A 19,450-nucleotide genomic window follows, 5' to 3' on the forward strand; every position below is an offset into this window, starting at 1 on the left:
TCATGGAAAAGAAAAAAACAAATACTAAATTCATCATTATACTAACCGTTTTGGTTTTAGTGGGCGGAACTTACGGAATAACAAAGTACATGCACTCTTTAGCTCACGAAGAAACGGATGATGCTCAAATCGAGAAAAAAATGAATCCAATTATTCCGAGAGTATCTGGATATATTAGTAAAGTGTATGTAAAAGATAATGACTTTGTAAAAAAAGGGGATACTTTATTTACTATCGATAAAAGAGATTATCAATTAAAAATTGACGAAGCTAATGCTGCTTTATTAGGTGCTGAAGGACAATACGAAGCTGCAAAAGCGGATATTGGAAGTGCAAATGCAAGTATCTCAGTTTCTGATGCTCAAATGAAATCTGCAACTGGTTCTATCGAAAGTGCAAAAATTAGATTGAGACAAATTACAAACGATTATAACCGTTACAACAATTTGTACAAAACTCATACCATTACAAAACAACAATATGAGCAAGCTTTATCAGCAAAAGATGAAGCCGAAAATCAAGTGCGTGTTTTAGAGCAACAACAAAGAGCTAGTTCTTACCAAAAAACGGTAATTGAATCTAAATCTAAAGCTTCTGACAAACAAACTGAAGTTGCTGCTGCAAACATCAAAAAAGCAAAAACAATGCTAGATGTTGCATATTTAAATCTTAGTTATACTGTTGTAACTGCCGCAATTGATGGTCAGGTTTCTAAAGTTGATATTCAGCCTGGACAATTGGTTCAACCAGGACAATCTTTATTTTATATCATCAATAATAATGAGGCTTGGGTTGTTGCAAACTTTAAAGAAACACAATTAAACAAAATGATTGTGGGACAAAAAGTAAGTTTAAAAGTTGATGCATATCCAAACTACGAATTCAAAGGAATCGTAACATCATTTTCTCCTGCAACAGGTTCTCGTTTTTCATTATTACCTCCTGACAATGCAACAGGAAACTTCGTAAAAACAATTCAAAGATTACCGGTAAAAATTAGTTTAGATGAATCTAACGATCCAGAAAAAGTAAAATTACTTAGACCAGGGATGAATGTTGATGTAGATGTACATTTAAAATAAAATATGGCAACAGCAGTACAAGCAGACGACGATTTAGTAGAATACGGTTATAGACGTGTCATAATTACGATAACGGCGGTACTTTGTGCCTTGCTGGAAATTGTAGATACCACGATTGTAAACGTAGCTCTAACAGACATGCGAGGTAGCCTTGGTGCTACTTTAACTGATGTGGCTTGGGTAATTACAGCATATGCGATTGCGAATGTTATTGTAATTCCGATGACGAGTTGGCTTTCGCAGCAATTTGGAAGACGTAATTATTTTGTGGCTTCTATCATAATATTTACGGTCTGCTCCTTTTTGTGTGGTAATGCAACTAATATATGGGAACTGGTAGCGTTTAGGTTTGTACAAGGTATGGGTGGTGGAGCACTGCTTGTAACCGCACAAACTATTATCACCGAAAGTTATCCAGTGGCAAAACGTGGTATGGCGCAAGCGATCTACGGAATGGGTGTAATTGTTGGTCCAACTTTAGGTCCGCCTTTGGGAGGATATTTAGTAGATAATTATTCTTGGCCTTATATATTTTATATCAATATTCCGTTGGGAATTATTGCAACAATTTTGGCACTTACTTTCGTAAGAAGTCCGAAATATGGAGAGAAATTAAAAGCAAATCAGGTTGACTGGTGGGGAATTATATTATTGGCCTCATTTATTGGTTCGCTGCAATTTGTTCTGGAACACGGACAACAAGACGATTGGTTTAATGATTCATTAATTGTAACTTTAAGTGTTGTTACCATTCTTGGATTGATTTTATTTGTATGGAGAGAGCTTACTTATAAACATCCAATTGTAAATTTAAGTGTTCTGAAAGATGGAAATCTAAGAATTGGAACCGTAATGTGTTTTATTCTTGGTTTTGGATTGTACGGATCAACCTTAATTATCCCAATCTATACACAATCTATTTTAGGTTGGACAGCAACAGATGCCGGGTTATTATTGATTCCGGGTTCGATCACCACGGCGATTATGATGCCTTTTGTGGGTAATATGATTCAAAAAGGTGTGCCTCAAGGTTATATGGTAGGGGTTGGATTTTTAGTTTTCTTCTTCTTTACCTTCATGATGCAAACTCGTATGACACCTGATACCGGTGTAGAACACATGTATTGGCCTTTAATTTTAAGAGGAATTGGTTTAGGATTACTATTTGTACCTATTACAACACTTTCGCTTTCTACTTTAAAAGGAAAACATATTGGTGAAGGAGCTGCTTTTACAGGAATGATGAGACAATTAGGTGGTTCATTTGGTATTGCGATTATTACTACTTTTATCACACGATTAAGTCAGGAACACAGAGTAGACTTATTGACCAATTTAGATCCTGCAAAATATGATGTTCAACAACGTATTGCCGGAATGCAAAGGGCTTTTATGTCTAAAGGATATAGCGCCGATGTTGCACTGAAAAAAGCTTATCAAGGTCTGGAATATTCAGTAATGAAACAAAGTACAGTACTGGCCTATATGGATATTTTTATGTACTTAGGAATTATGTTCCTATGTTGTATACCAATTATTCTTTTAATCAAAAAAGGAAAGAACAAGATTAATCCTGCTGATGCAATGCATTAATAATAATTGATTTATAATTTTATAATACGAAAAAGCGGAGCTATTTATTTAGCTCCGCTTTTTTATTTTGATCTTTGAAACTAAATTTTAATTTGAAATGATTTGAAGGGATTGATCCCGAGGCTTCGGGACCCCCTACAATATAAATCGAGTCTACTACTCTTTCAAAACCTCTGAACGAACCTTTGTCGCTTTGAACCTTTGGATCTCAATTACCTTGTAAACACCAAATGATTTCCTTTAGAAAGATTTGCATCAAATTGATATCCTTCATAATTGAAACCTTTTAAGTCATCAATAGTTTCGGCATTTGTATCAATAATATAACGAACCATCATTCCTCTTGCTTTTTTGGCAAAGAAACTAATCATCTTTAATTTTCCGTCTTTGTAATCTTTAAAGTCCGGTGTAATCACAGGAACTTTTAAAGCCTTTACATCTACAGCCGAAAAGTATTCGTTACTCGCCAAATTCACAAACAACTCCCCTTTTGCCAATTCTTTATTTAAAGCTTTAGTAACAGTTGGCTTCCAGAATTCGTGTAGATTTTTATATTCTCCAACAGGTAATTTTGTTCCCATTTCTAAACGATATGCCTGCATTAAATCCAGCGGTTTCAAGACACCGTAAAGTCCTGATAAAATTCTGAGTTTACTTTGCAAAACTTCTAATTTTTCTACAGGAATTGTGTAAGCATCCAAACCTGTGTAAACATCTCCGTCAAAAGTATAGATTGCCGGACGTGAATTTTCTGGTGAAAAAGGAGTTTTCCATTCCTGATTTCTTTTCCAGTTTAGATCAGATAATTTATCTGAAATTGACATTAATTCAGATAATTCAGCAGGTTTTTTAGGTTTTAGAACTTTATGAACCAGACGTGCTTCTTTTAAAAAAGCTGGTTCTGTATATTGAGTTGTTGGTAATTCTTTTTCGAAATTTAATGACTTCGCCGGTGATATAACAATTTTCATTTGTGCGTTTTTGTATGCTTCAAAAATACAAATTGAAATTCTAAAAATAAGCGATCAGGATTGATTTGTTTTATAGTATCATAAATATTTTTTGCCACGAATTACACAAATTAACACAAATCATTCGTAGCAAAATTTTAAAAAAATTAGCGCAAATTCGTGAAATTCGTGGCAACTCTTTTTTATTTCATAAAATTCTCTACTTCAAACTGTGAATTTGTTTAAAAAAGTCAACAATAGATTATAATGGGCGTGATCTATGTTGTAAATTTGCAGACGTTTCATTTTCTTCCAGAAAAGAAATGTAATATTTAAAATTACTGAATTCGTGGCTATACAAACAAACTATAAAGCAGCTTTACAAAATAAAATCTTCGAAATTATTTCGCAGGCATCTCGGGAACTAAACGTTGACAGTTACGTAATTGGCGGTTTTGTTCGCGATTTACTTTTAAACCGAGGTTCTAAAAAAGACATCGATGTTGTTGCAGTTGGCAGTGGTATCGAATTGGCGCTTAAAGTTTCTGAGTTACTTCCTAAAAAACCTAAAGTACAGGTTTTTAAAACATACGGAACAGCAATGTTGCGTTTTGAAGATACTGATATTGAATTTGTTGGTGCCCGTAAAGAATCTTATAATTTTGAAAGCAGAAATCCAATTGTAGAAAACGGAACATTGGAAGATGACCAAAACCGTCGTGATTTCACGATTAATGCTTTGGCATTATCATTAAACGAAAAAACATTTGGAGATCTTTCTGATCCTTTTGGCGGATTGAATGATCTTGAAAATAAAACCATAAAAACGCCTTTAGATCCAAGCATTACTTATTCTGATGATCCTTTGCGAATGCTTCGTGCAATTCGTTTTGCAAATCAGTTAGGTTTTGAGATCGAGAAAAACTCTCTTGATGCAATTACCGAAAATGCTGAGAGAATCAAAATCATTTCAGGAGAACGAATTGTGGATGAATTAAACAAAATTCTTTCGACAGATAAACCTTCAATCGGGTTTTTACTTTTGTACCAAACCGGTCTTTTAGAGATCATTCTTCCTGAATTAACAGCCTTGAATCAGGTAGAAGAAATTGAAGGTCATACACATAAAAACAACTTTTATCACACTTTAGAAGTTGTCGATAATATTTGTCCAAATACAGATGATGTTTGGTTACGCTGGTCAGCTTTGTTACATGATATTGGGAAAGCTCCAACGAAACGTTTCAATAAAAAACAAGGATGGACGTTTCACGGCCACGAGTTTTTAGGTGGAAAAATGGCAAAAAAAATATTTGAACGTTTGCACATGCCATTGAATCACAAGATGAAATTTGTGCAAAAAATGGTCATTATGAGTTCACGTCCAATTGTTTTGGCACAGGATATTGTAACTGACAGTGCAGTTCGTCGTTTGGTTTTTGATGCGGGTGAAGATGTTGAAGATTTAATGACTTTATGCGAAGCAGATATTACTACCAAAAACCCATCGAAGTTCAAAAAATATCATAAAAACTTTGAAATCGTCCGCAAGAAGATTGTTGAAGTAGAAGAACGAGATCACGTTCGTAATTTTCAACCGCCAATTTCTGGAGAGGAAATTATGGAAATATTCGGTTTGAAACCTTCACGAGAAATTGGAGTTTTGAAAGAAGCTGTAAAAGAAGCAATTTTAGAAGGTGATATTCCAAATGAATATCAGGCAGCTTATGATTTTATAATTAAAAGAGCAGAAAAAATGGGTTTAAAAAGAGGTGCATAGTAACAAAGGCACAAAGCAACAAAGGTTTATTAAATTTAAAATATTAATGTTTCAAATCAAGTGTTCCGTCCCTTTGAACCTCTGCAACTTTGAAACTTTGCAACTTTAAAAAAAGAATGAAAAAACATTTCCCTACAATCGCGAAAACTGCATTAGTTTTAGTTTATTTAGTAATTGTTGCCGGCGCATTAGTGCGTATGACAGGATCAGGAATGGGGTGTCCGGATTGGCCAAAATGTTTTGGATATTATATTCCGCCAACAGATATAAAGGAATTAACCTGGGAACCAAACCGTGCTTTTGAAAAAGGACAGGTAATCATTAAAGATGAAACTCTTTTGGTCGCCAAAGACAATTTTACGACTCAAACAGCTTTTGATGCTTCACATTGGGAGAAATATACCAAGCACGATTATGCGATTTTTAATCCGTTACATACCTGGATTGAATACATCAACAGATTGTGTGGTGCATTGGCAGGAATGGCTTGTTTTGCAATGGCTATAGCTTCTTTTAGATTTTGGAAACAAAGCAAAAAGATTACTTTACTTTCGTGGTTAGTGGTTTTTATGATGGGCTTTCAGGCTTGGTTAGGAGCAAAAGTAGTTTATTCGGTATTGAACCCGATAAAAATTACGGTTCACATGGTTATGGCTTTGGTAATTGTTGCTGTGATTTTATACATTATTCAATTAGCAAGACCAAAATTAGCTGCAGTCACCTATAATTCAACTTTTAGAAATGTACTTTTATTTTCGCTATTGCTAACCTTAATTCAAGTAGCGATAGGAACACAAGTACGTCAGTTTGTTGACGAACAGGTGAAAAATGGATTAACAGCAAGTATCCTGTGGTTACAAAATCCTTCGATTACTTTTTATATTCACCGTTCATTCTCTGTTTTAGTTTTGCTGGTGAATTTGTATCTATACGTTAGAAACACCAAATTTGGATTAGGATTCTCAAAGATAAACTGGGTAGTTTTTATTATCGGAATCGAAATTCTAACCGGAATGGCAATGGCATATCTTGATTTCCCAATTGGAAGTCAGGCAATACATTTAGTTCTGGCTTCGATATTATTCGGAATCCAATTTTACATGATATTAGAAGCTAAGAAACCTAGCCCAGCCAACTCTTAAAATCCTGTACTTTTTCACGGCTTACAATTACCTCATCTTCCTTATAAGTTGGTAAAATAACTTTTAGGCGGGAATTGGTATATACCTGAATTTCTTTTATGGCCTGAAGAGGCACAATAAATTTTCTGCTTACGCGGAAGAAATCCTTCATGTCTAATTCCTGTTCGAGAACTTCAAGAGTCGAATCGATCAGATAATTCCGATTGTCGAAAGTATGAATGTAAGTTCCTTTGTTTTCACTAAAAAAACATTCAATTTCGTCTGTTGTGATTACTTTTAAGTGCTGTCCGATTTTAACCGTGAATCGCTTTTTATAATTCTTTTCGAAAGGATTAGACAACATTCGGCGTATTTGCTCAAAATCAAGCTGAAGATTTTGATTTCCTGCATCTGCTTTAGGAATTCGGGTTTTAAATTTAGTAACAGCAACTTCCAGATCATCTTCATCAATGGGTTTTAAAAGATAATCGATGCTATTTAATTTGAACGCTTTTAAAGCATATTCATCATAAGCAGTCGTAAAAATAATGGCACTTTGAATGTTTATTTTTTCAAAAATTTCGAAAGACAAACCGTCTGATAACTGAATATCCAAAAAGATTAAATCGGGATGTTCATTATTGGTAAACCAATGCACTGATTCTTCTACAGAATGCAACATGGTTTGTACGGCAATATCTAACTTTTCAAGTTTTCGCTGCAACAATCTCGCAGCCGGTTTTTCGTCTTCTATGATTAATGTGGTCATTTACTAAAATGCAAAATTTGAAAAAATAAAATTTAAAGTTACTCCCATTTATTCTTATTCTGAGCTTCTTTCTCCATAATTTTTTGGATCTTTTTTTGCTCCCAATCGTCACCAAAAAAGAGATCACGTCCAAATACTCTGTATGCACCAATTAAAACAAATATTCCCCAAATTATTGTTATAGAGTAAGTACGCAGATCAAAAATCCCATAAGTTGCACCATTATATCCTATTCCAAAATAATCATTATTCAAAAGTGAAATAATAAGAATAGTATTGACAATAAAATATATTGTCAGACGCCAGTAAAAACGTTTAATTTCTCTTACTTTTCTATATGCAAAATTGAATTGTTCATCATTACTAAATTCTTTCGTATAATGTTCGTATAAGTGTCTTCTAAATTCTCTCATTTTATTTCGAATTATTATATTATTACTCCCATTTATTCTTATTCTGAGCTTCTTTCTCCATAATTTTTTGGATCTTTTTTTGCTCCCAATCGTCACCAAAAAAGAGATCACGTCCAAAAACACTAAAAGCATGAATGGCTAAAGCAATACCCCAATAAAATGCTGTTGAATAAATTTCCCAATTATTGAAACCTCTCACTTCAAAATGATCTCCTATATAAGGTCTATTCAAACTTGAAATAATGATAATGGCATTCACTATAATATAAACTTTCAAATGCGAATAAAATCCCTTTATTCTTTTCACTTTTCTGTAGGCTATATTATAGTTTTCATCTGTACTAAATTCATGTGCATATTCTTCAAACATGCGTCTTCTAAATCGTCCCATTTTATTTTTATTTAAAAAATTATTGCCATTTATTTTGATTCTCTTTCTCTTTATCCATCAATTCTTTAATTTTCCTCTCTTCCCAGTCTTTTCCTAAAACCGGAAATATTTCAAAAACCTTTAATCCGTGAAAAACAACACCAACTCCCCACCATAATAGTGGCCAAAAAAACCATAAATATTCCGGTGATGTCCACAAATTAATAATAATCAATATAATATTCACAATGATAAAAGAAGTAAGATTTCCGTAAAAACCTTTAATACTTTCTACTTTCTTTTTTGCGATGTAATATTTATCCTCTTCAGTAAATTTAATATCCATGATTACTCCCATTTTTGTTTTTTATTCTTTTTCTCTAAGATGCTTTTCAGCTTACGTTCTTCCCATTCTTCTCCAAAAATCTTAAAAGAAGCAAATATATCAACTGCAGATACCAGAAATGCTGTACTCCAGATTACCATTACAAAACTATTTAAATATCGGGTTGGAAACGCATTCAACGGCAAACCAAAATAGTGTTTTAAAGTAAACAAGATCAACGCAACGCTATACACAATAGCATGAATATAGAAGGATCTGAGTTTAACTACTTTTCTGCTTGCAATTTGTCGCAGTTCAAATTTTTCCGGGTCATTATCAAAATCTCTTTCCATAATTATTTCCAGTTTTGTTTGTTGTTTTCTCTTTCTAAGATCTCTCTAATTTTTCGTTCTTCCCAGTTTGAGCTGTATCCAAAAACTTTAAAAGCATGCATTACAACTCCAAATCCCCAACCTAAAGCCGAAAACCAAAACCATTGAAATCCGGGAGAAAAGGTCAAATTCACAAAGATTAAGCATGGAATCACACAACAATACGAAATGACATTTGCGTAAAACCCTTTTAATTCTTCTACTCTTTTTTTAGCTCTGAAATAAGCTTTATTCTCGTCTGTATATTCCGTATTTTTTTCCATAACCGTAATTTGTTTGGTCAAGATTGGAATCTTAACTGTAAAAGTTTTTTCGTTTTGTTCGACCAGTACTTTTCTGTTGGTTACGATTCCGTATCGGTTCACGATATTTTGCAATCCAACTCCTTGTCTGTCTTGTAAAACTTCTTTTTTCTGAAAGTCATTCTGAATTGCCAAATAATCTCCATCAACAAAAATTCGAATATGTAATGGTTTTTGCTCGCTTACAACGTTGTGTTTTACTGTATTTTCAAGCAAAAGCTGTAAAGATAACGGAACTACTTTTGCGTCCGGGTTTATATTTGTTGTTGGCAATTCGTAAAACAAACTGTTCTCAAAACGCATTTTCAACAAATTCATATACGTTTTTGCGAATGACAATTCATCTTCAACAGAAACCAATTCTTTATCTTTTTGCTCTAAAACGTAGCGATAAATTTTAGATAAAGAAGTGGTAAATCGTTGCGCATTATCCGGATTTTCTTCGATCAAAGAGCTTAAAACATTCAAACTATTAAAAAGAAAATGCGGGTCAATTTGATTTTTTAAACTTTCGAATTTAGCATTTGCCGTTCCTGCAATAATCTTTTGCTGTGTTATTTCAAACTTTGATGCTTGTTTCCACTTTACCATAAAACTTCTGGCCTGCATAAAAGTTGAAACTCCTAAAGATAAAATGATATAAAACAGATGCACCCAAATCATTCTTTCGCTAAAGAATTTTTCTAAAGGCATATTTTGCAAAATGACAAAAACATAATAATTAATTCCTAAAACAATGGGAACTGTGTACAAAACAGTAACCATAATTCCGTAGTAAACTCTCAGGTTTGTCTGTTCCAGCCAATCCCATTTTCTATCCAAAAGCACATTAATATACCCATTTCCAAAACCTACTCCGAAAGAGTAAAGACAGCTAATAAAAAAAGTAATAAGAACGTTTCGAATAGTCAAATCACTTCCTAAAAAAGCAGAGAATATTACTGTAAAGATCATAGAAATCTTAAACGAGACAATTGTTCCGCTTTTTAAATCTGCGTATGTATTTCTATGATCTTTCATTTATAAATTAGCTTAAATAATTATTTTTTACAATTTTTTTGAGATTCTAAAGCTCTTTCTAATCCCCATTTTGGAGAAAAAGGCGTTTCTGGTTTAAAAGTAGCAAAAAGTTCAATAGCTTTATCAACTTGTGCACAAAGCGGTTTTGTGTCAACACCTGTCCATTTTGCACCTCCTAATTGATAATCTGCTTCCCCAAAAACGATTCTTGGATTGTTTGGATCTATCGCCTTTCCTTTTGCGTAAGCTTCCATCACTTTTGCCGAATATTTCATACTGTTTGTCATTGGATCTGCAACCACCCAAGCCGTATAAATTAAAGCCTGCATTGCATATAATTCAGCATTGTTCTGATCTTTAATAAATTCAACATCTAATGCATCTTGTGCTTTTGTCAACAACAAATCAATTTGCGTTTTATCTTGTGTCTTAAAAGCTGCTGTTGTATTTACTAATGCTACATAATAATTAGGTAAATAACTTGTTTTCTCTGCCGAAGCGATTCTCTCAAACATTGCAGAAGCTTCTGTGTTTTTTCCTTCTTTCCAAAGCCCAAAAGCTTTACCCATTCCTTGTTCAAATTGTGTTTGTGCAGAGCTTATTACTACTACCAATAATGCAAGCAAAGTGATGATTTTTTTCATTTTATAAGTTATTTAAATGGTTATTTTAATTTGTTAGTTACTATTTATAATATAATTTCAATTTTTGAATCTTTATCAACAACGAATTTAGCATCTTTATAGGCAGGAGGTCCCATAAATCCTTTAGCATTGTTTGAAGCAGCATAAGCTTCAGAAGGTACTCCCATCGCATTTCTATCCAATTTTCCGTTATTATTTTCATCGTGATACGTTGAAATTGCATATTCTCCCGCCGGAAGATTGTCAAACGTTACAACTACTTTGTTGTTTTTAATTTCAGAAGAAAGGCTTCTATAAGTCGTTTTAAGAAATGTACCGTCTGAGTTGTACAAACCTACTTTAACAATTCCTGTGTCGCTTTTTAAACCTGAAACGGCAACAGTTAATTTTACATTTTGTACAGATTGAGCAGACATCAAGCTGCAGATAAATAATGTGATTATTGTAATAATTTTGGTCATGATTTCTTTTTTTTAAGTTTCTAAGTTACTAAGGTTCTGAATGTCTAAGTTTGTTTTTGATTGATGATTAAAACTCTGTTTGTTTTTTTGAAGTTTCTAAGTTTTTGAGTAATTAACGCTCTAAGTTTTTTTTCTTAGTAGCTTAACAACTTATTGTCTTCTAATTTTATACTTCAAAAGTATATCGGATTTTACTGTTTTAAAATTAAATGATACTGAGTTGTTGAATTTGATGACTGAATTGTTTTTTTTGAGGTGCAAAGGCTCAGAGTGACAAAGGTTCAAAGGTTTTTCTTAAAAGAATCAATAATCATATTTCAAAACCTCTGTCCCTTTGAACCTTCTTCTACAAGTTCTTCAATTGATTCTCATTTTTATTCTGGCTAATCGTCCAGAAGAAACCTACGAAGAAAAATCGATCTGCGGTTGGTGTCACGGCTTGTCTGTTATAAACTCCGCTTGCATCCGGTAGTTTTGCATAATCGTATCCAAAAACATTCTGTGTTCCTAACACATTCGAAACCGAGAAATAAAGGATTTTTTGTGTTGTCAATAAATACGCCCAGTTAAAACTCAAACTATTGTATGACTTTGTTTTTCCGTTCATGAATTGTGTTTGGTTTGGATCATTATATGGACGTCCTGAACTATAACTATTAGTAAAACCTATTTGCGATTTCCAATCATTGATGAAATATTTGGTTACAATTGACAAACTATGATTGGCAATAAAATTAGGAGTTGCCATCGTTGGGAAATTCTTATATTGTCTTTCTGAATCGATATAAGAATAAGAAATCCAATATTCTAAGTTTTTATACAAATTGCTGTCTCTCCAGAATAAATCAAGACCTTTTGCATATCCTGAACCGTTATTATTGAATACCGAATTGTAAGCAATATCTTTTGTGTTGTATTGAACCAAATTGCTGTAATCTTTATAATAAGCTTCTGCTCTAAAAGTTTGTCCAGGTTTGGTAAACTGATAATTTAAAATGTAATGCTGTGCTTTTTCACTTTCAAACTGGTGGTATTTAGAATATTTGATATAATCCACAACCGGAGTTTGAGAAAAATCTCCGTAAGCAAATGAAAACTGACTTGTTTTAGAAACTTTGTAAGCAATAGAAGCCCTTGGCGCAAGATTGGTTTCGTCTAATAAACTGTTGTTCGAAAGTCTCAAACCTACTTTCATTGCCAGTTTTTTAGAAAATAATATATCTCCTTCTGTATAAAAAGCGGCAATATTAGAATCGTAACCGTTTGCAACTTTAATAGCAATATTATCATCGAAATTTTCATTGTATTTTGTAATAAAATAATCTGCTCCAAAAGATAATTTAAAATAATTCGAGATGTTTTTTCTTAACTTCAATTTCAATTGCGCTGCATTTTCATTAGAATCAACATCATTGATATCGTACTTGATTTTGTTTTTACTATATCCGTAACTAATTCCTGATGTAAGCTGCCATCCCGTTCCGAAATCTCCTTTGTAAGAAGCATTCAAATAAAAATTATTGTTGTTTAAGTCCGTTCTAATTGGATCAACAAAATTCACATTTTTCTGATTCAGGTCGAATTTCTCCGAATCAAAAGCGGCGTATAATTTAAAAATTCCTCTTTCAAAATGATATCTATAAACAGCTTCTCCGCCCAAAGATTGATACGGATTATTCCAATCTACATTTTGAGGAATGACAGCCTGATAGGGCGCTAAATTTATATAATTGGTATTGATACTGAAGGAGCTTTTTTTCCATTTTTGAGTATTTCCAACTCCTAAACCAACAGTCATTAAAGCAATATCAGTTTTATTCTGATCTGGTTCATCTTGTGTATTCAAAAGTAAAACACTTGATAAAGCTTCTCCGTATTCAGCAGAATAACCTCCTGTTGAAAATGCAATTCCGCTAAACAAAAAAGGCGAAAATCTACTTCTGGTTGGTAAATTATTAGTCGATGCCCCATAAGGTTGTGCTACACGAAGTCCGTCTACAAAAGTTTGAGTTTCGCTGGCTTCTCCTCCACGCACAAACAAACGTCCATCTTCTCCCACAGTTTGTGTTCCTGGTAAAGTTTGCAATGCAGCAATAATATTTCCTGCAGAACCTGCTGTTGTTACAATATCTAATGGTTTTAAAACCGAAACTCTTGCTTTGTCTCCTGATTCTAATGTTCCTGCAGTAATTACAACAGCATCAAGAGCGTTAACATTTTCTCTTAATTTAACAGTTTGATTTTTATAATTGGCAACATCAATTTCTGTTTTGAATGTTTCATAAAGTAAAAAACTAACGACTATAGTTTGATTTCCTGTTGTAGTAGTTTCAAAAGAAAATTCTCCGGTTTCAGAACTTGTTGCTCCGTCATAAGTCCCGTCTAGGTAGATATTTGCTCCCGGAACCGGTTTTCCTTTTTGATCTACTACTTTTCCAGAAATGGTATTCTGAGCAAAAAAGATCGTTGTTAAAAATAAAAAGCTAATTGTAAAAAGTAATTTGGTTGTCATGGTATTTGATTTTGATGAGGCAAATATATTTTAACAGTTTTAGTTAAAAAATATTAAATAACCCAATTGTAGAATTTCGGGGATGAGTTGTAAAATACTTATTTGTATCTTAGCTTTTGGTTCGTCATATTAATAAAAGACCGTAAATGAACATAGCAGTCGCACAAATAAAACCTGCAAAGGGAGATATTTCAGCTAACATCGAGAAGCATCTAAAATTTATAGAACTTGCCTCTTCACTAAATGCAAATTCTGTTTTTTTTCCTGAACTTTCCTTAACAGGCTATGAACCTGAATTAGCCAAAGATCTGGCAACCAATAAAGATGATGATCGACTTGATGCTTTTCAGAAAATCAGCAATCTGAAAAAGATAACGATTGGAGTTGGGATTCCAACAAAAACAGAAAGCGGAATACAAATTAGTATGGTTGTTTTTCAACCAAATCACCAAAGAATTTCCTATTCAAAACAACAACTTCATGAAGACGAATTTCCTTATTTTGAAAATGGCACTGAACAAATCATAATCGAAATTGAAAACCAAAAAATCATTCCGGCAATTTGTTACGAAAGCCTACAAATAGAACATGCCGAAAAAGCAACTAAACTTGGAGGAGAAATTTATGTTGCCAGTGTAGCTAAATCAAAAAACGGAGTAGAAAAAGCCTTTATACACTATCCGAAAGTGGCTAAAACATATTCTATGCCTGTTTTAATGTCAAATTGTATTGGAGAATGTGATAATTTTGTAAGTGTTGGTTTTAGTTCTGTTTGGACAAAAGAGGGGAAACTAGCGGAACAACTCGACAACAAAAACGAAGGCATACTCGTTTTTAATACCACAACTGAAGAAGTAATAAAACAGATTATCTAGAATAAATTCACTTTATACAACTGAAAATCAGTTTAAAAATATATTTAAAAAACCACAATTAATTCCTATTAGCTATGTCAGAGAGTAAAAGAGTTTCAAATTTATATCAATCCATTTATAATGGAAATCCGTGGCTTGAGGTTACCTTGGCAGATACCTTAAAAGATGTTACTGCAGCTCAGGCTTATAAAAAAATAAATCCAAATTTAAACACGATTTGGGAAATTGTCAATCACCTGATACAATGGAGAAGAAATATATTAAGGCGTGTTCAGGGAGAAATAATCACAACTCCTGATCATAATTATTTTGTACCAATTTTAGATTCATCTGAACCAGCGTGGGAACAATCGCTGCAAAGTCTGGCAAAATCTCAAGAATTATGGAGCACCTGTTTGAGTGATTTTAATGATGCTGATTTTGAAAAAATAGACCAAAATAACAATCACAATTTTTATGAAGATATTCACGGAATCATTCAACATGACATTTATCATTTAGGACAAATTGTGATTTTGAAGAAGTTGCTTTAAAAATTTGTAATAGCTAACTCAAAAAATAATAATGGTAAATGATGAATTAGATTATAGACTATTAAAGATCAAAAATGGAAAACCTTTTTTTTCCATTATAAATCTTGAAGTTAGTCTAAATGATAGTAAAAACGAAATCATCGAAGAATATATTGGTGAAGGCTGGATAAAGCAAGGAAATCTTGAAAGTGTTCCTTCAAACGGTTACGAAAGCTGGAAAAAAGCAGTAGTAAACGCATTAGAATTTGTTTTTTCAAAAACTAACCAAAAATGGACTGTTAAAATAAAAAAAGCAGAAGGAAGAATTGGTACAGATACCAACCCGACTATAGTAGGTTTTGCAACTATTCTAGCCTTTTGTAAACAAACTAATTTAGAATTAGATTCTGAATTAAATAGTCAAATTGAACAGTTTGCATTCAATAGCTGGGAAAATAAAAATGACGAAAAAATTCCAAATTTTATGAATTTAGATTATGAATAAAATCAATTCGATGAATTGTACAAATAAAATATTCTTATGAAAAAATCAATACTATTACTCGGATTTTTGTTTATAAGTGTCTTCGGATTTTCTCAGGAAACTGAAGTCAAATACGATGAAAGTCTGGCAAAATCATTACATGCCGATGAATACGGAATGAAAAAATATATTTTCTGTCTTTTGAAATCGGGAACAAACACAACGGCATCAAAAGAAGAATCCAAAAAATTGTTTGAAGGTCATATGGCAAATATTGGAAAATTAGCCAAAGAAGGTAAACTAGTTGTGGCGGGACCTTTTATGAAAAACGATCGAAACTATAGAGGAATTTATATTTTTAATGTTGAAACTATTGAAGAAGCGCAAGCTCTCGTTGCCACAGATCCTGCAATACAGGCAAAATTACTCGAAGCCGAATTAACACCTTGGTATTCCTCTGCAGCTTTACAAGAAATAACAAAGATTCATAAGCAAATTGCTAAGACTAAAATATAAGTATCTATTATAATGACAGAAAAAGAGAAAATGATCTCGGGAGAATATTACGCAGCAGGAGATCCCGTTTTGGTAAAAGAACGCCGAAAAGCTAAAAATTTATTACATCGTTTAAACGTAACTGAATATCGCTTAACAAAAAAAGCAAAAGAAATTCTAGCCGAATTAATTCCGAATACGGGAAAGAGTTTTTACATAGAACCTCCATTTCATTGTGATTATGGATATAATATTTCTTGCGGAGACAACGTTTATTTTAATGTAAACTGTGTTGTTTTGGACTGTGCTCCGGTAAATATTGGATCAAATGTGTTTTTTGCACCTAATGTTCAAATTTATACTGCAACACATCCGCTTGACGCTGAATTGAGAAAAACACTGGAAAATGCATTACCAATTTCTATTGGAGATGACTGCTGGATTGGCGGAAACTCTGTAATTTGCCCTGGAGTAACCATCGGAAAAGGCTGTGTTATTGGCGCCGGCTCTGTAGTTACAAAAGATATTCCGGATAACTCTCTGGCTGTTGGAAATCCTGCGAAAGTAATTAAAAAATTAAATCAAGAACCCCAATAAAAACAAACAATGCTTACCTTAAATAAAGTTCATCATATTGCTATTTTATGTTCTGATTATCAAAAATCTAAAACGTTCTATACCGAAGTTTTGGGTTTGACAATAATTAGAGAAATCTATCGCGAAGAACGTCAATCGTACAAACTTGATTTGGCTTTGAATGGTATTTATGTTGTCGAATTATTCTCCTTCCCAAATCCACCTAAAAGACCGTCAAGGCCTGAAGCGGTAGGCTTACGACATCTGGCATTTGAAGTCATTAATTTAGAAGAAACAATTGCTTTTTTAAATACAAAACATATCGAATCTGAACCTATCAGAATTGATGAAACTACTGAAAAACGATTTACTTTTATTGCCGATCCTGACGAATTGCCAATAGAGTTTTATGAGCGATAAGTTTTTTAAGGTTCAAAGGAACAGAGATTCAAAGGGACAAAGGAAAAAACTTTGTGCCTTAGCGCCTTTGCAGCGTTTCTTTTTAGCTGAAAGAATTTTCTTGTTTTTATCAGTTTTAACACATTATATTGCGTATTTTCTATAAAAAACCGAATTTGATTCTTAATTTTGTAATCCGCATAAAAAAAGTGCGATCACATCTGATGAACAAAACGGCGCAAATCAAAAAAAATCATCAATTTATTGTCCTTCAAAAATTAGTTGTAGTTTCTATCTTAATTGGCTTTCTTTCGGCCTTTCTAGGAATTTCACTAAAAAAAATCACTGAATATTACGAAGAAATATTCTTCCATGAAGTTACGGTACATCCGCTATTATATATCCTTTTTCCGGTTTTTGGATTGTCTGTAATTTATTTTTTAAGACACTATCTTTTTAAGAAAAAAGAGAATAAAGGAATCAAAGAAGTTTTTGAGAGTACTAAATCAACTTCAAAAAATTTACCTTCTTATAAAATTCCATCGCATTTTATAAACGGATTAATAACAGTTGCCTTTGGAGGTTCTACCGGAATTGAAGTATCAACAGTTGTTGCCACGGCTACAATTGGATCTGTTGCGCAACAAAAAGAAAATGTATTTCGAAAATACAAAACCGAATTAATTTGTGCGGGTGTTGCTGCCGGAGTTACTGCTTTATTCAGCAGCCCAATTGCCGGAATTCTGTTTGCACTTGAAGTGATTTCAAGAAAAGTAACCCGAGCTTTTATTATCTCAAATGTAATTGCGGTTTCAGTTGCTTTTGGATTACTTTCTATATTAAAAGAAGAACCTTTATTTGCTGTTTCGATTACAACCTGGCATTTAAAAGCGATTCCGTATTTTATTCTTTTAGGAATTTTAGCCGGAATCAATTCAGTTTATCTAACACGTTGTGTATTGTTTTTTAAATCTCAGTTTGGAAAGATCGATACTCATTATTATAAAATTCTAATTGGTTCAGTGGTTTTAAGTGTTTCTTTATTTGTTTTTCCGCAATTATATGGAGAAGGTTATCACGCTATAAAAGGGATTTTTAGTAATTCTAGTGAGATTCCGTTGACGTTAACTTTAGCCTTAACTTTTATTGGAATATTGATTTTAAAACCAATTGTAACATCAATCACGCTTGCTTCCGGTGGCGATGGAGGTGTTTTTGCACCAAGTCTTTTTATTGGTGCTTTTCTAGGCTTATTACTGGCTACGGTCCTAAACAGTTTCTTTCATGTAAATGTAATTCCGGTTAATTTTATGATTATCGGAATGGCTGCTGTTTTGAGTGCCAGTATTCACGCACCATTTACTGCCATCTTTTTGGTTTGTGGTCTAACAAACGATTACACTTTGTTTTTACCAATTTTAGTAGTTTGTTTAATTTCTAAATACACAGCAAAAATGATTTATCCATATACCGTTTACTCTTATTCTCCAAGTTTATTAAAGTAATTTAGCCCTTGATTTTGCAGATAGTTAATCCATTAAAATCTCTAAATCTTTGGCAAAAACAAAATGAATCTCAAGATTTATTAAAATATAATACCACATGCCCAATCAAAAATTACAAAGAAGTTATCGTAAAACACGCTACATTCTTTATAAAGAAACTTTAATTGATTCTAAAGAACATTTTTGGTCATTTATTGGTTCATTTGTCGGAATAGGAATCTTGTCTTACCTTGAGTCTATTCGTTTTTCTGGCAGTGATATCGTTTTTTTAATTGGTTCTTTTGGAGCTTCAAGCGTTCTGGTTTACGGAATTATTCAAAGTCCATTTTCTCAACCCCGAAATTTAATTGGCGGTCATGTAATCTCTGCAATTATTGGCGTTACTGTACAAAAATTAGTTCCTGATATTGTTTGGCTGTCTGCTCCCCTGGCCGTTTCGCTTTCGATTATTTTTATGCAAATTACCAAAACGCTTCATCCTCCGGGAGGTGCTACGGCGCTTATTGCGGTTACTGGTTCGGCACAAATAAAAGATTTGGGTTATATGTATGTGCTTTCTCCTGTTTTAGATGGTGTTCTGATTCTATTTGTGACGGCATTAATTTTCAACAACATGACTTCAAGCAGAACATATCCGAGTCATAGTACTTATCACAAACATTATCATAAAATAAGAAAGAGATTCTCTAGAAAATAGCTTTTTTCTACGAACTACGGGTGTCACCTTAAGCATCCCGAGACTTCGGGAGAAGACTTGATAATTGGGACGGGCTTCGACTTCGCTCAGCCTGACAACGACTTCACTAAGCTCGACAACTTAGACTAAAGTGTATTAGTAAGATTAATCGCTTTTTAAAATCTTTTCAACAA

Annotated in this window: 22 protein-coding genes; 12 read left to right on the plus strand and 10 right to left on the minus strand. The window is 33.1% G+C overall.

Annotated features, from left to right (window positions below; all coding sequences use genetic code 11):
- Positions 1-2: 2 nt before the first annotated feature.
- A complete protein-coding gene (locus CHB81_RS04505) occupies positions 3-1,082 on the plus strand; it encodes an HlyD family secretion protein (RefSeq protein WP_089350701.1) in 1,080 nt (359 codons plus the stop codon).
- 3 nt (positions 1,083-1,085) lie between these two features.
- On the plus strand, positions 1,086-2,675 hold the full coding sequence (locus tag CHB81_RS04510; RefSeq protein WP_089350702.1) for an MDR family MFS transporter: 1,590 nt from the start codon (positions 1,086-1,088) through the stop codon (positions 2,673-2,675).
- Between the two features lie 212 nt (positions 2,676-2,887).
- Here the strand turns inward: CHB81_RS04510 and yaaA are convergent, their stop codons facing one another.
- The gene (yaaA, locus tag CHB81_RS04515; RefSeq protein ID WP_089350703.1) at positions 2,888-3,646 is read right to left on the minus strand and encodes a peroxide stress protein YaaA; all 759 of its coding nucleotides are present in this window, start codon (positions 3,644-3,646) and stop codon (positions 2,888-2,890) included.
- 328 nt (positions 3,647-3,974) lie between these two features.
- On the opposite strand from yaaA, the gene CHB81_RS04520 reads away from it, so the two are divergent.
- Both CHB81_RS04520 and CHB81_RS04525 read left to right on the plus strand, forming a co-directional pair.
- A complete protein-coding gene (locus CHB81_RS04520; RefSeq protein WP_254920963.1) occupies positions 3,975-5,405 on the plus strand; it encodes a CCA tRNA nucleotidyltransferase in 1,431 nt (476 codons plus the stop codon).
- Positions 5,406-5,521: 116 nt separating this feature from the next.
- Positions 5,522-6,547 (plus strand): heme A synthase, encoded by a 1,026-nt coding sequence (locus CHB81_RS04525; RefSeq protein ID WP_089350704.1) that lies wholly within the window; start codon positions 5,522-5,524, stop codon positions 6,545-6,547.
- Here CHB81_RS04525 and CHB81_RS04530 read toward each other — a convergent pair.
- From CHB81_RS04530 to CHB81_RS04570, 9 genes are all read right to left on the minus strand, one after another.
- Positions 6,528-7,295 carry a LytTR family DNA-binding domain-containing protein gene (locus CHB81_RS04530; protein WP_089350705.1) on the minus strand — a complete coding sequence of 256 codons (768 nt, stop codon included), beginning with the start codon at positions 7,293-7,295 and terminating at the stop codon, positions 6,528-6,530. The two genes, CHB81_RS04525 and CHB81_RS04530, sit on opposite strands and share 20 nt — an antisense overlap.
- Before the next feature lie 38 nt (positions 7,296-7,333).
- The gene (locus CHB81_RS04535) at positions 7,334-7,708 is read right to left on the minus strand and encodes a 2TM domain-containing protein (RefSeq protein ID WP_089350706.1); all 375 of its coding nucleotides are present in this window, start codon (positions 7,706-7,708) and stop codon (positions 7,334-7,336) included.
- Between the two features lie 22 nt (positions 7,709-7,730).
- The gene (locus tag CHB81_RS04540; protein WP_089350707.1) at positions 7,731-8,099 is read right to left on the minus strand and encodes a 2TM domain-containing protein; all 369 of its coding nucleotides are present in this window, start codon (positions 8,097-8,099) and stop codon (positions 7,731-7,733) included.
- Positions 8,100-8,118: 19 nt separating this feature from the next.
- Positions 8,119-8,424: a 2TM domain-containing protein gene (locus tag CHB81_RS04545; RefSeq protein ID WP_254920964.1), complete on the minus strand. Its 306-nt coding sequence runs from the start codon at positions 8,422-8,424 to the stop codon at positions 8,119-8,121.
- 2 nt (positions 8,425-8,426) lie between these two features.
- Positions 8,427-8,756 carry a 2TM domain-containing protein gene (locus tag CHB81_RS04550; protein WP_089350709.1) on the minus strand — a complete coding sequence of 110 codons (330 nt, stop codon included), beginning with the start codon at positions 8,754-8,756 and terminating at the stop codon, positions 8,427-8,429.
- A gap of 2 nt (positions 8,757-8,758) precedes the next feature.
- Entirely contained in the window at positions 8,759-10,117 is a 1,359-nt protein-coding gene (locus CHB81_RS04555; protein ID WP_089350710.1) for a histidine kinase, read from the minus strand.
- Positions 10,118-10,137: 20 nt separating this feature from the next.
- Positions 10,138-10,761 (minus strand): hypothetical protein, encoded by a 624-nt coding sequence (locus CHB81_RS04560; RefSeq protein ID WP_089350711.1) that lies wholly within the window; start codon positions 10,759-10,761, stop codon positions 10,138-10,140.
- A gap of 44 nt (positions 10,762-10,805) precedes the next feature.
- The gene (locus CHB81_RS04565) at positions 10,806-11,222 is read right to left on the minus strand and encodes a DUF2141 domain-containing protein (protein WP_089350712.1); all 417 of its coding nucleotides are present in this window, start codon (positions 11,220-11,222) and stop codon (positions 10,806-10,808) included.
- Between the two features lie 346 nt (positions 11,223-11,568).
- The gene (locus CHB81_RS04570; protein ID WP_089350713.1) at positions 11,569-13,734 is read right to left on the minus strand and encodes a TonB-dependent receptor; all 2,166 of its coding nucleotides are present in this window, start codon (positions 13,732-13,734) and stop codon (positions 11,569-11,571) included.
- 146 nt (positions 13,735-13,880) lie between these two features.
- Here CHB81_RS04570 and CHB81_RS04575 point away from each other — a divergent pair, with 146 nt between their 5' ends.
- From CHB81_RS04575 to CHB81_RS04610, 8 genes are all read left to right on the plus strand, one after another.
- Positions 13,881-14,609, plus strand: a complete 729-nt coding sequence (locus tag CHB81_RS04575) for a carbon-nitrogen hydrolase family protein (protein WP_089350714.1) — start codon at positions 13,881-13,883, stop codon at positions 14,607-14,609.
- 74 nt (positions 14,610-14,683) lie between these two features.
- On the plus strand, positions 14,684-15,142 hold the full coding sequence (locus CHB81_RS04580; protein WP_089350715.1) for a DinB family protein: 459 nt from the start codon (positions 14,684-14,686) through the stop codon (positions 15,140-15,142).
- A 31-nt stretch (positions 15,143-15,173) separates the two neighbouring features.
- On the plus strand, positions 15,174-15,626 hold the full coding sequence (locus CHB81_RS04585; protein ID WP_089350716.1) for a hypothetical protein: 453 nt from the start codon (positions 15,174-15,176) through the stop codon (positions 15,624-15,626).
- A 36-nt stretch (positions 15,627-15,662) separates the two neighbouring features.
- Positions 15,663-16,121 carry a YciI family protein gene (locus CHB81_RS04590; RefSeq protein WP_089350717.1) on the plus strand — a complete coding sequence of 153 codons (459 nt, stop codon included), beginning with the start codon at positions 15,663-15,665 and terminating at the stop codon, positions 16,119-16,121.
- Between the two features lie 9 nt (positions 16,122-16,130).
- The gene (locus CHB81_RS04595) at positions 16,131-16,697 is read left to right on the plus strand and encodes a sugar O-acetyltransferase (protein ID WP_089350718.1); all 567 of its coding nucleotides are present in this window, start codon (positions 16,131-16,133) and stop codon (positions 16,695-16,697) included.
- A 9-nt stretch (positions 16,698-16,706) separates the two neighbouring features.
- A complete protein-coding gene (locus CHB81_RS04600; protein ID WP_089350719.1) occupies positions 16,707-17,096 on the plus strand; it encodes a VOC family protein in 390 nt (129 codons plus the stop codon).
- 203 nt (positions 17,097-17,299) lie between these two features.
- Positions 17,300-18,580, plus strand: a complete 1,281-nt coding sequence (locus CHB81_RS04605; protein ID WP_089350720.1) for a chloride channel protein — start codon at positions 17,300-17,302, stop codon at positions 18,578-18,580.
- A gap of 97 nt (positions 18,581-18,677) precedes the next feature.
- Positions 18,678-19,277 carry an HPP family protein gene (locus tag CHB81_RS04610; RefSeq protein WP_089350721.1) on the plus strand — a complete coding sequence of 200 codons (600 nt, stop codon included), beginning with the start codon at positions 18,678-18,680 and terminating at the stop codon, positions 19,275-19,277.
- The last annotated feature ends 173 nt before the right edge of the window (positions 19,278-19,450 follow it).

This window comes from Flavobacterium sp. ov086, from assembly GCF_900187965.1.
In the GTDB taxonomy this organism is placed as follows: domain Bacteria; phylum Bacteroidota; class Bacteroidia; order Flavobacteriales; family Flavobacteriaceae; genus Flavobacterium.

Excerpts from the sequence above, each read along its gene's own strand:
- CHB81_RS04505 (WP_089350701.1), top strand. The coding sequence starts at position 3 with ATGGAAAAGAAAAAAACAAATACTAAATTCATCATTATACTAACCGTT.
- CHB81_RS04510 (WP_089350702.1), top strand. The coding sequence starts at position 1,086 with ATGGCAACAGCAGTACAAGCAGACGACGATTTAGTAGAATACGGTTAT.
- yaaA (WP_089350703.1), bottom strand. The coding sequence starts at position 3,646 with ATGAAAATTGTTATATCACCGGCGAAGTCATTAAATTTCGAAAAAGAA.
- CHB81_RS04525 (WP_089350704.1), top strand. The coding sequence starts at position 5,522 with ATGAAAAAACATTTCCCTACAATCGCGAAAACTGCATTAGTTTTAGTT.
- CHB81_RS04530 (WP_089350705.1), bottom strand. The coding sequence starts at position 7,295 with ATGACCACATTAATCATAGAAGACGAAAAACCGGCTGCGAGATTGTTG.
- CHB81_RS04535 (WP_089350706.1), bottom strand. The coding sequence starts at position 7,708 with ATGAGAGAATTTAGAAGACACTTATACGAACATTATACGAAAGAATTT.
- CHB81_RS04540 (WP_089350707.1), bottom strand. The coding sequence starts at position 8,099 with ATGGGACGATTTAGAAGACGCATGTTTGAAGAATATGCACATGAATTT.
- CHB81_RS04545 (WP_254920964.1), bottom strand. The coding sequence starts at position 8,424 with ATGGATATTAAATTTACTGAAGAGGATAAATATTACATCGCAAAAAAG.
- CHB81_RS04550 (WP_089350709.1), bottom strand. The coding sequence starts at position 8,756 with ATGGAAAGAGATTTTGATAATGACCCGGAAAAATTTGAACTGCGACAA.
- CHB81_RS04555 (WP_089350710.1), bottom strand. The coding sequence starts at position 10,117 with ATGAAAGATCATAGAAATACATACGCAGATTTAAAAAGCGGAACAATT.
- CHB81_RS04560 (WP_089350711.1), bottom strand. The coding sequence starts at position 10,761 with ATGAAAAAAATCATCACTTTGCTTGCATTATTGGTAGTAGTAATAAGC.
- CHB81_RS04565 (WP_089350712.1), bottom strand. The coding sequence starts at position 11,222 with ATGACCAAAATTATTACAATAATCACATTATTTATCTGCAGCTTGATG.
- CHB81_RS04570 (WP_089350713.1), bottom strand. The coding sequence starts at position 13,734 with ATGACAACCAAATTACTTTTTACAATTAGCTTTTTATTTTTAACAACG.
- CHB81_RS04575 (WP_089350714.1), top strand. The coding sequence starts at position 13,881 with ATGAACATAGCAGTCGCACAAATAAAACCTGCAAAGGGAGATATTTCA.
- CHB81_RS04580 (WP_089350715.1), top strand. The coding sequence starts at position 14,684 with ATGTCAGAGAGTAAAAGAGTTTCAAATTTATATCAATCCATTTATAAT.
- CHB81_RS04585 (WP_089350716.1), top strand. The coding sequence starts at position 15,174 with ATGGTAAATGATGAATTAGATTATAGACTATTAAAGATCAAAAATGGA.
- CHB81_RS04590 (WP_089350717.1), top strand. The coding sequence starts at position 15,663 with ATGAAAAAATCAATACTATTACTCGGATTTTTGTTTATAAGTGTCTTC.
- CHB81_RS04600 (WP_089350719.1), top strand. The coding sequence starts at position 16,707 with ATGCTTACCTTAAATAAAGTTCATCATATTGCTATTTTATGTTCTGAT.
- CHB81_RS04605 (WP_089350720.1), top strand. The coding sequence starts at position 17,300 with ATGAACAAAACGGCGCAAATCAAAAAAAATCATCAATTTATTGTCCTT.
- CHB81_RS04610 (WP_089350721.1), top strand. The coding sequence starts at position 18,678 with ATGCCCAATCAAAAATTACAAAGAAGTTATCGTAAAACACGCTACATT.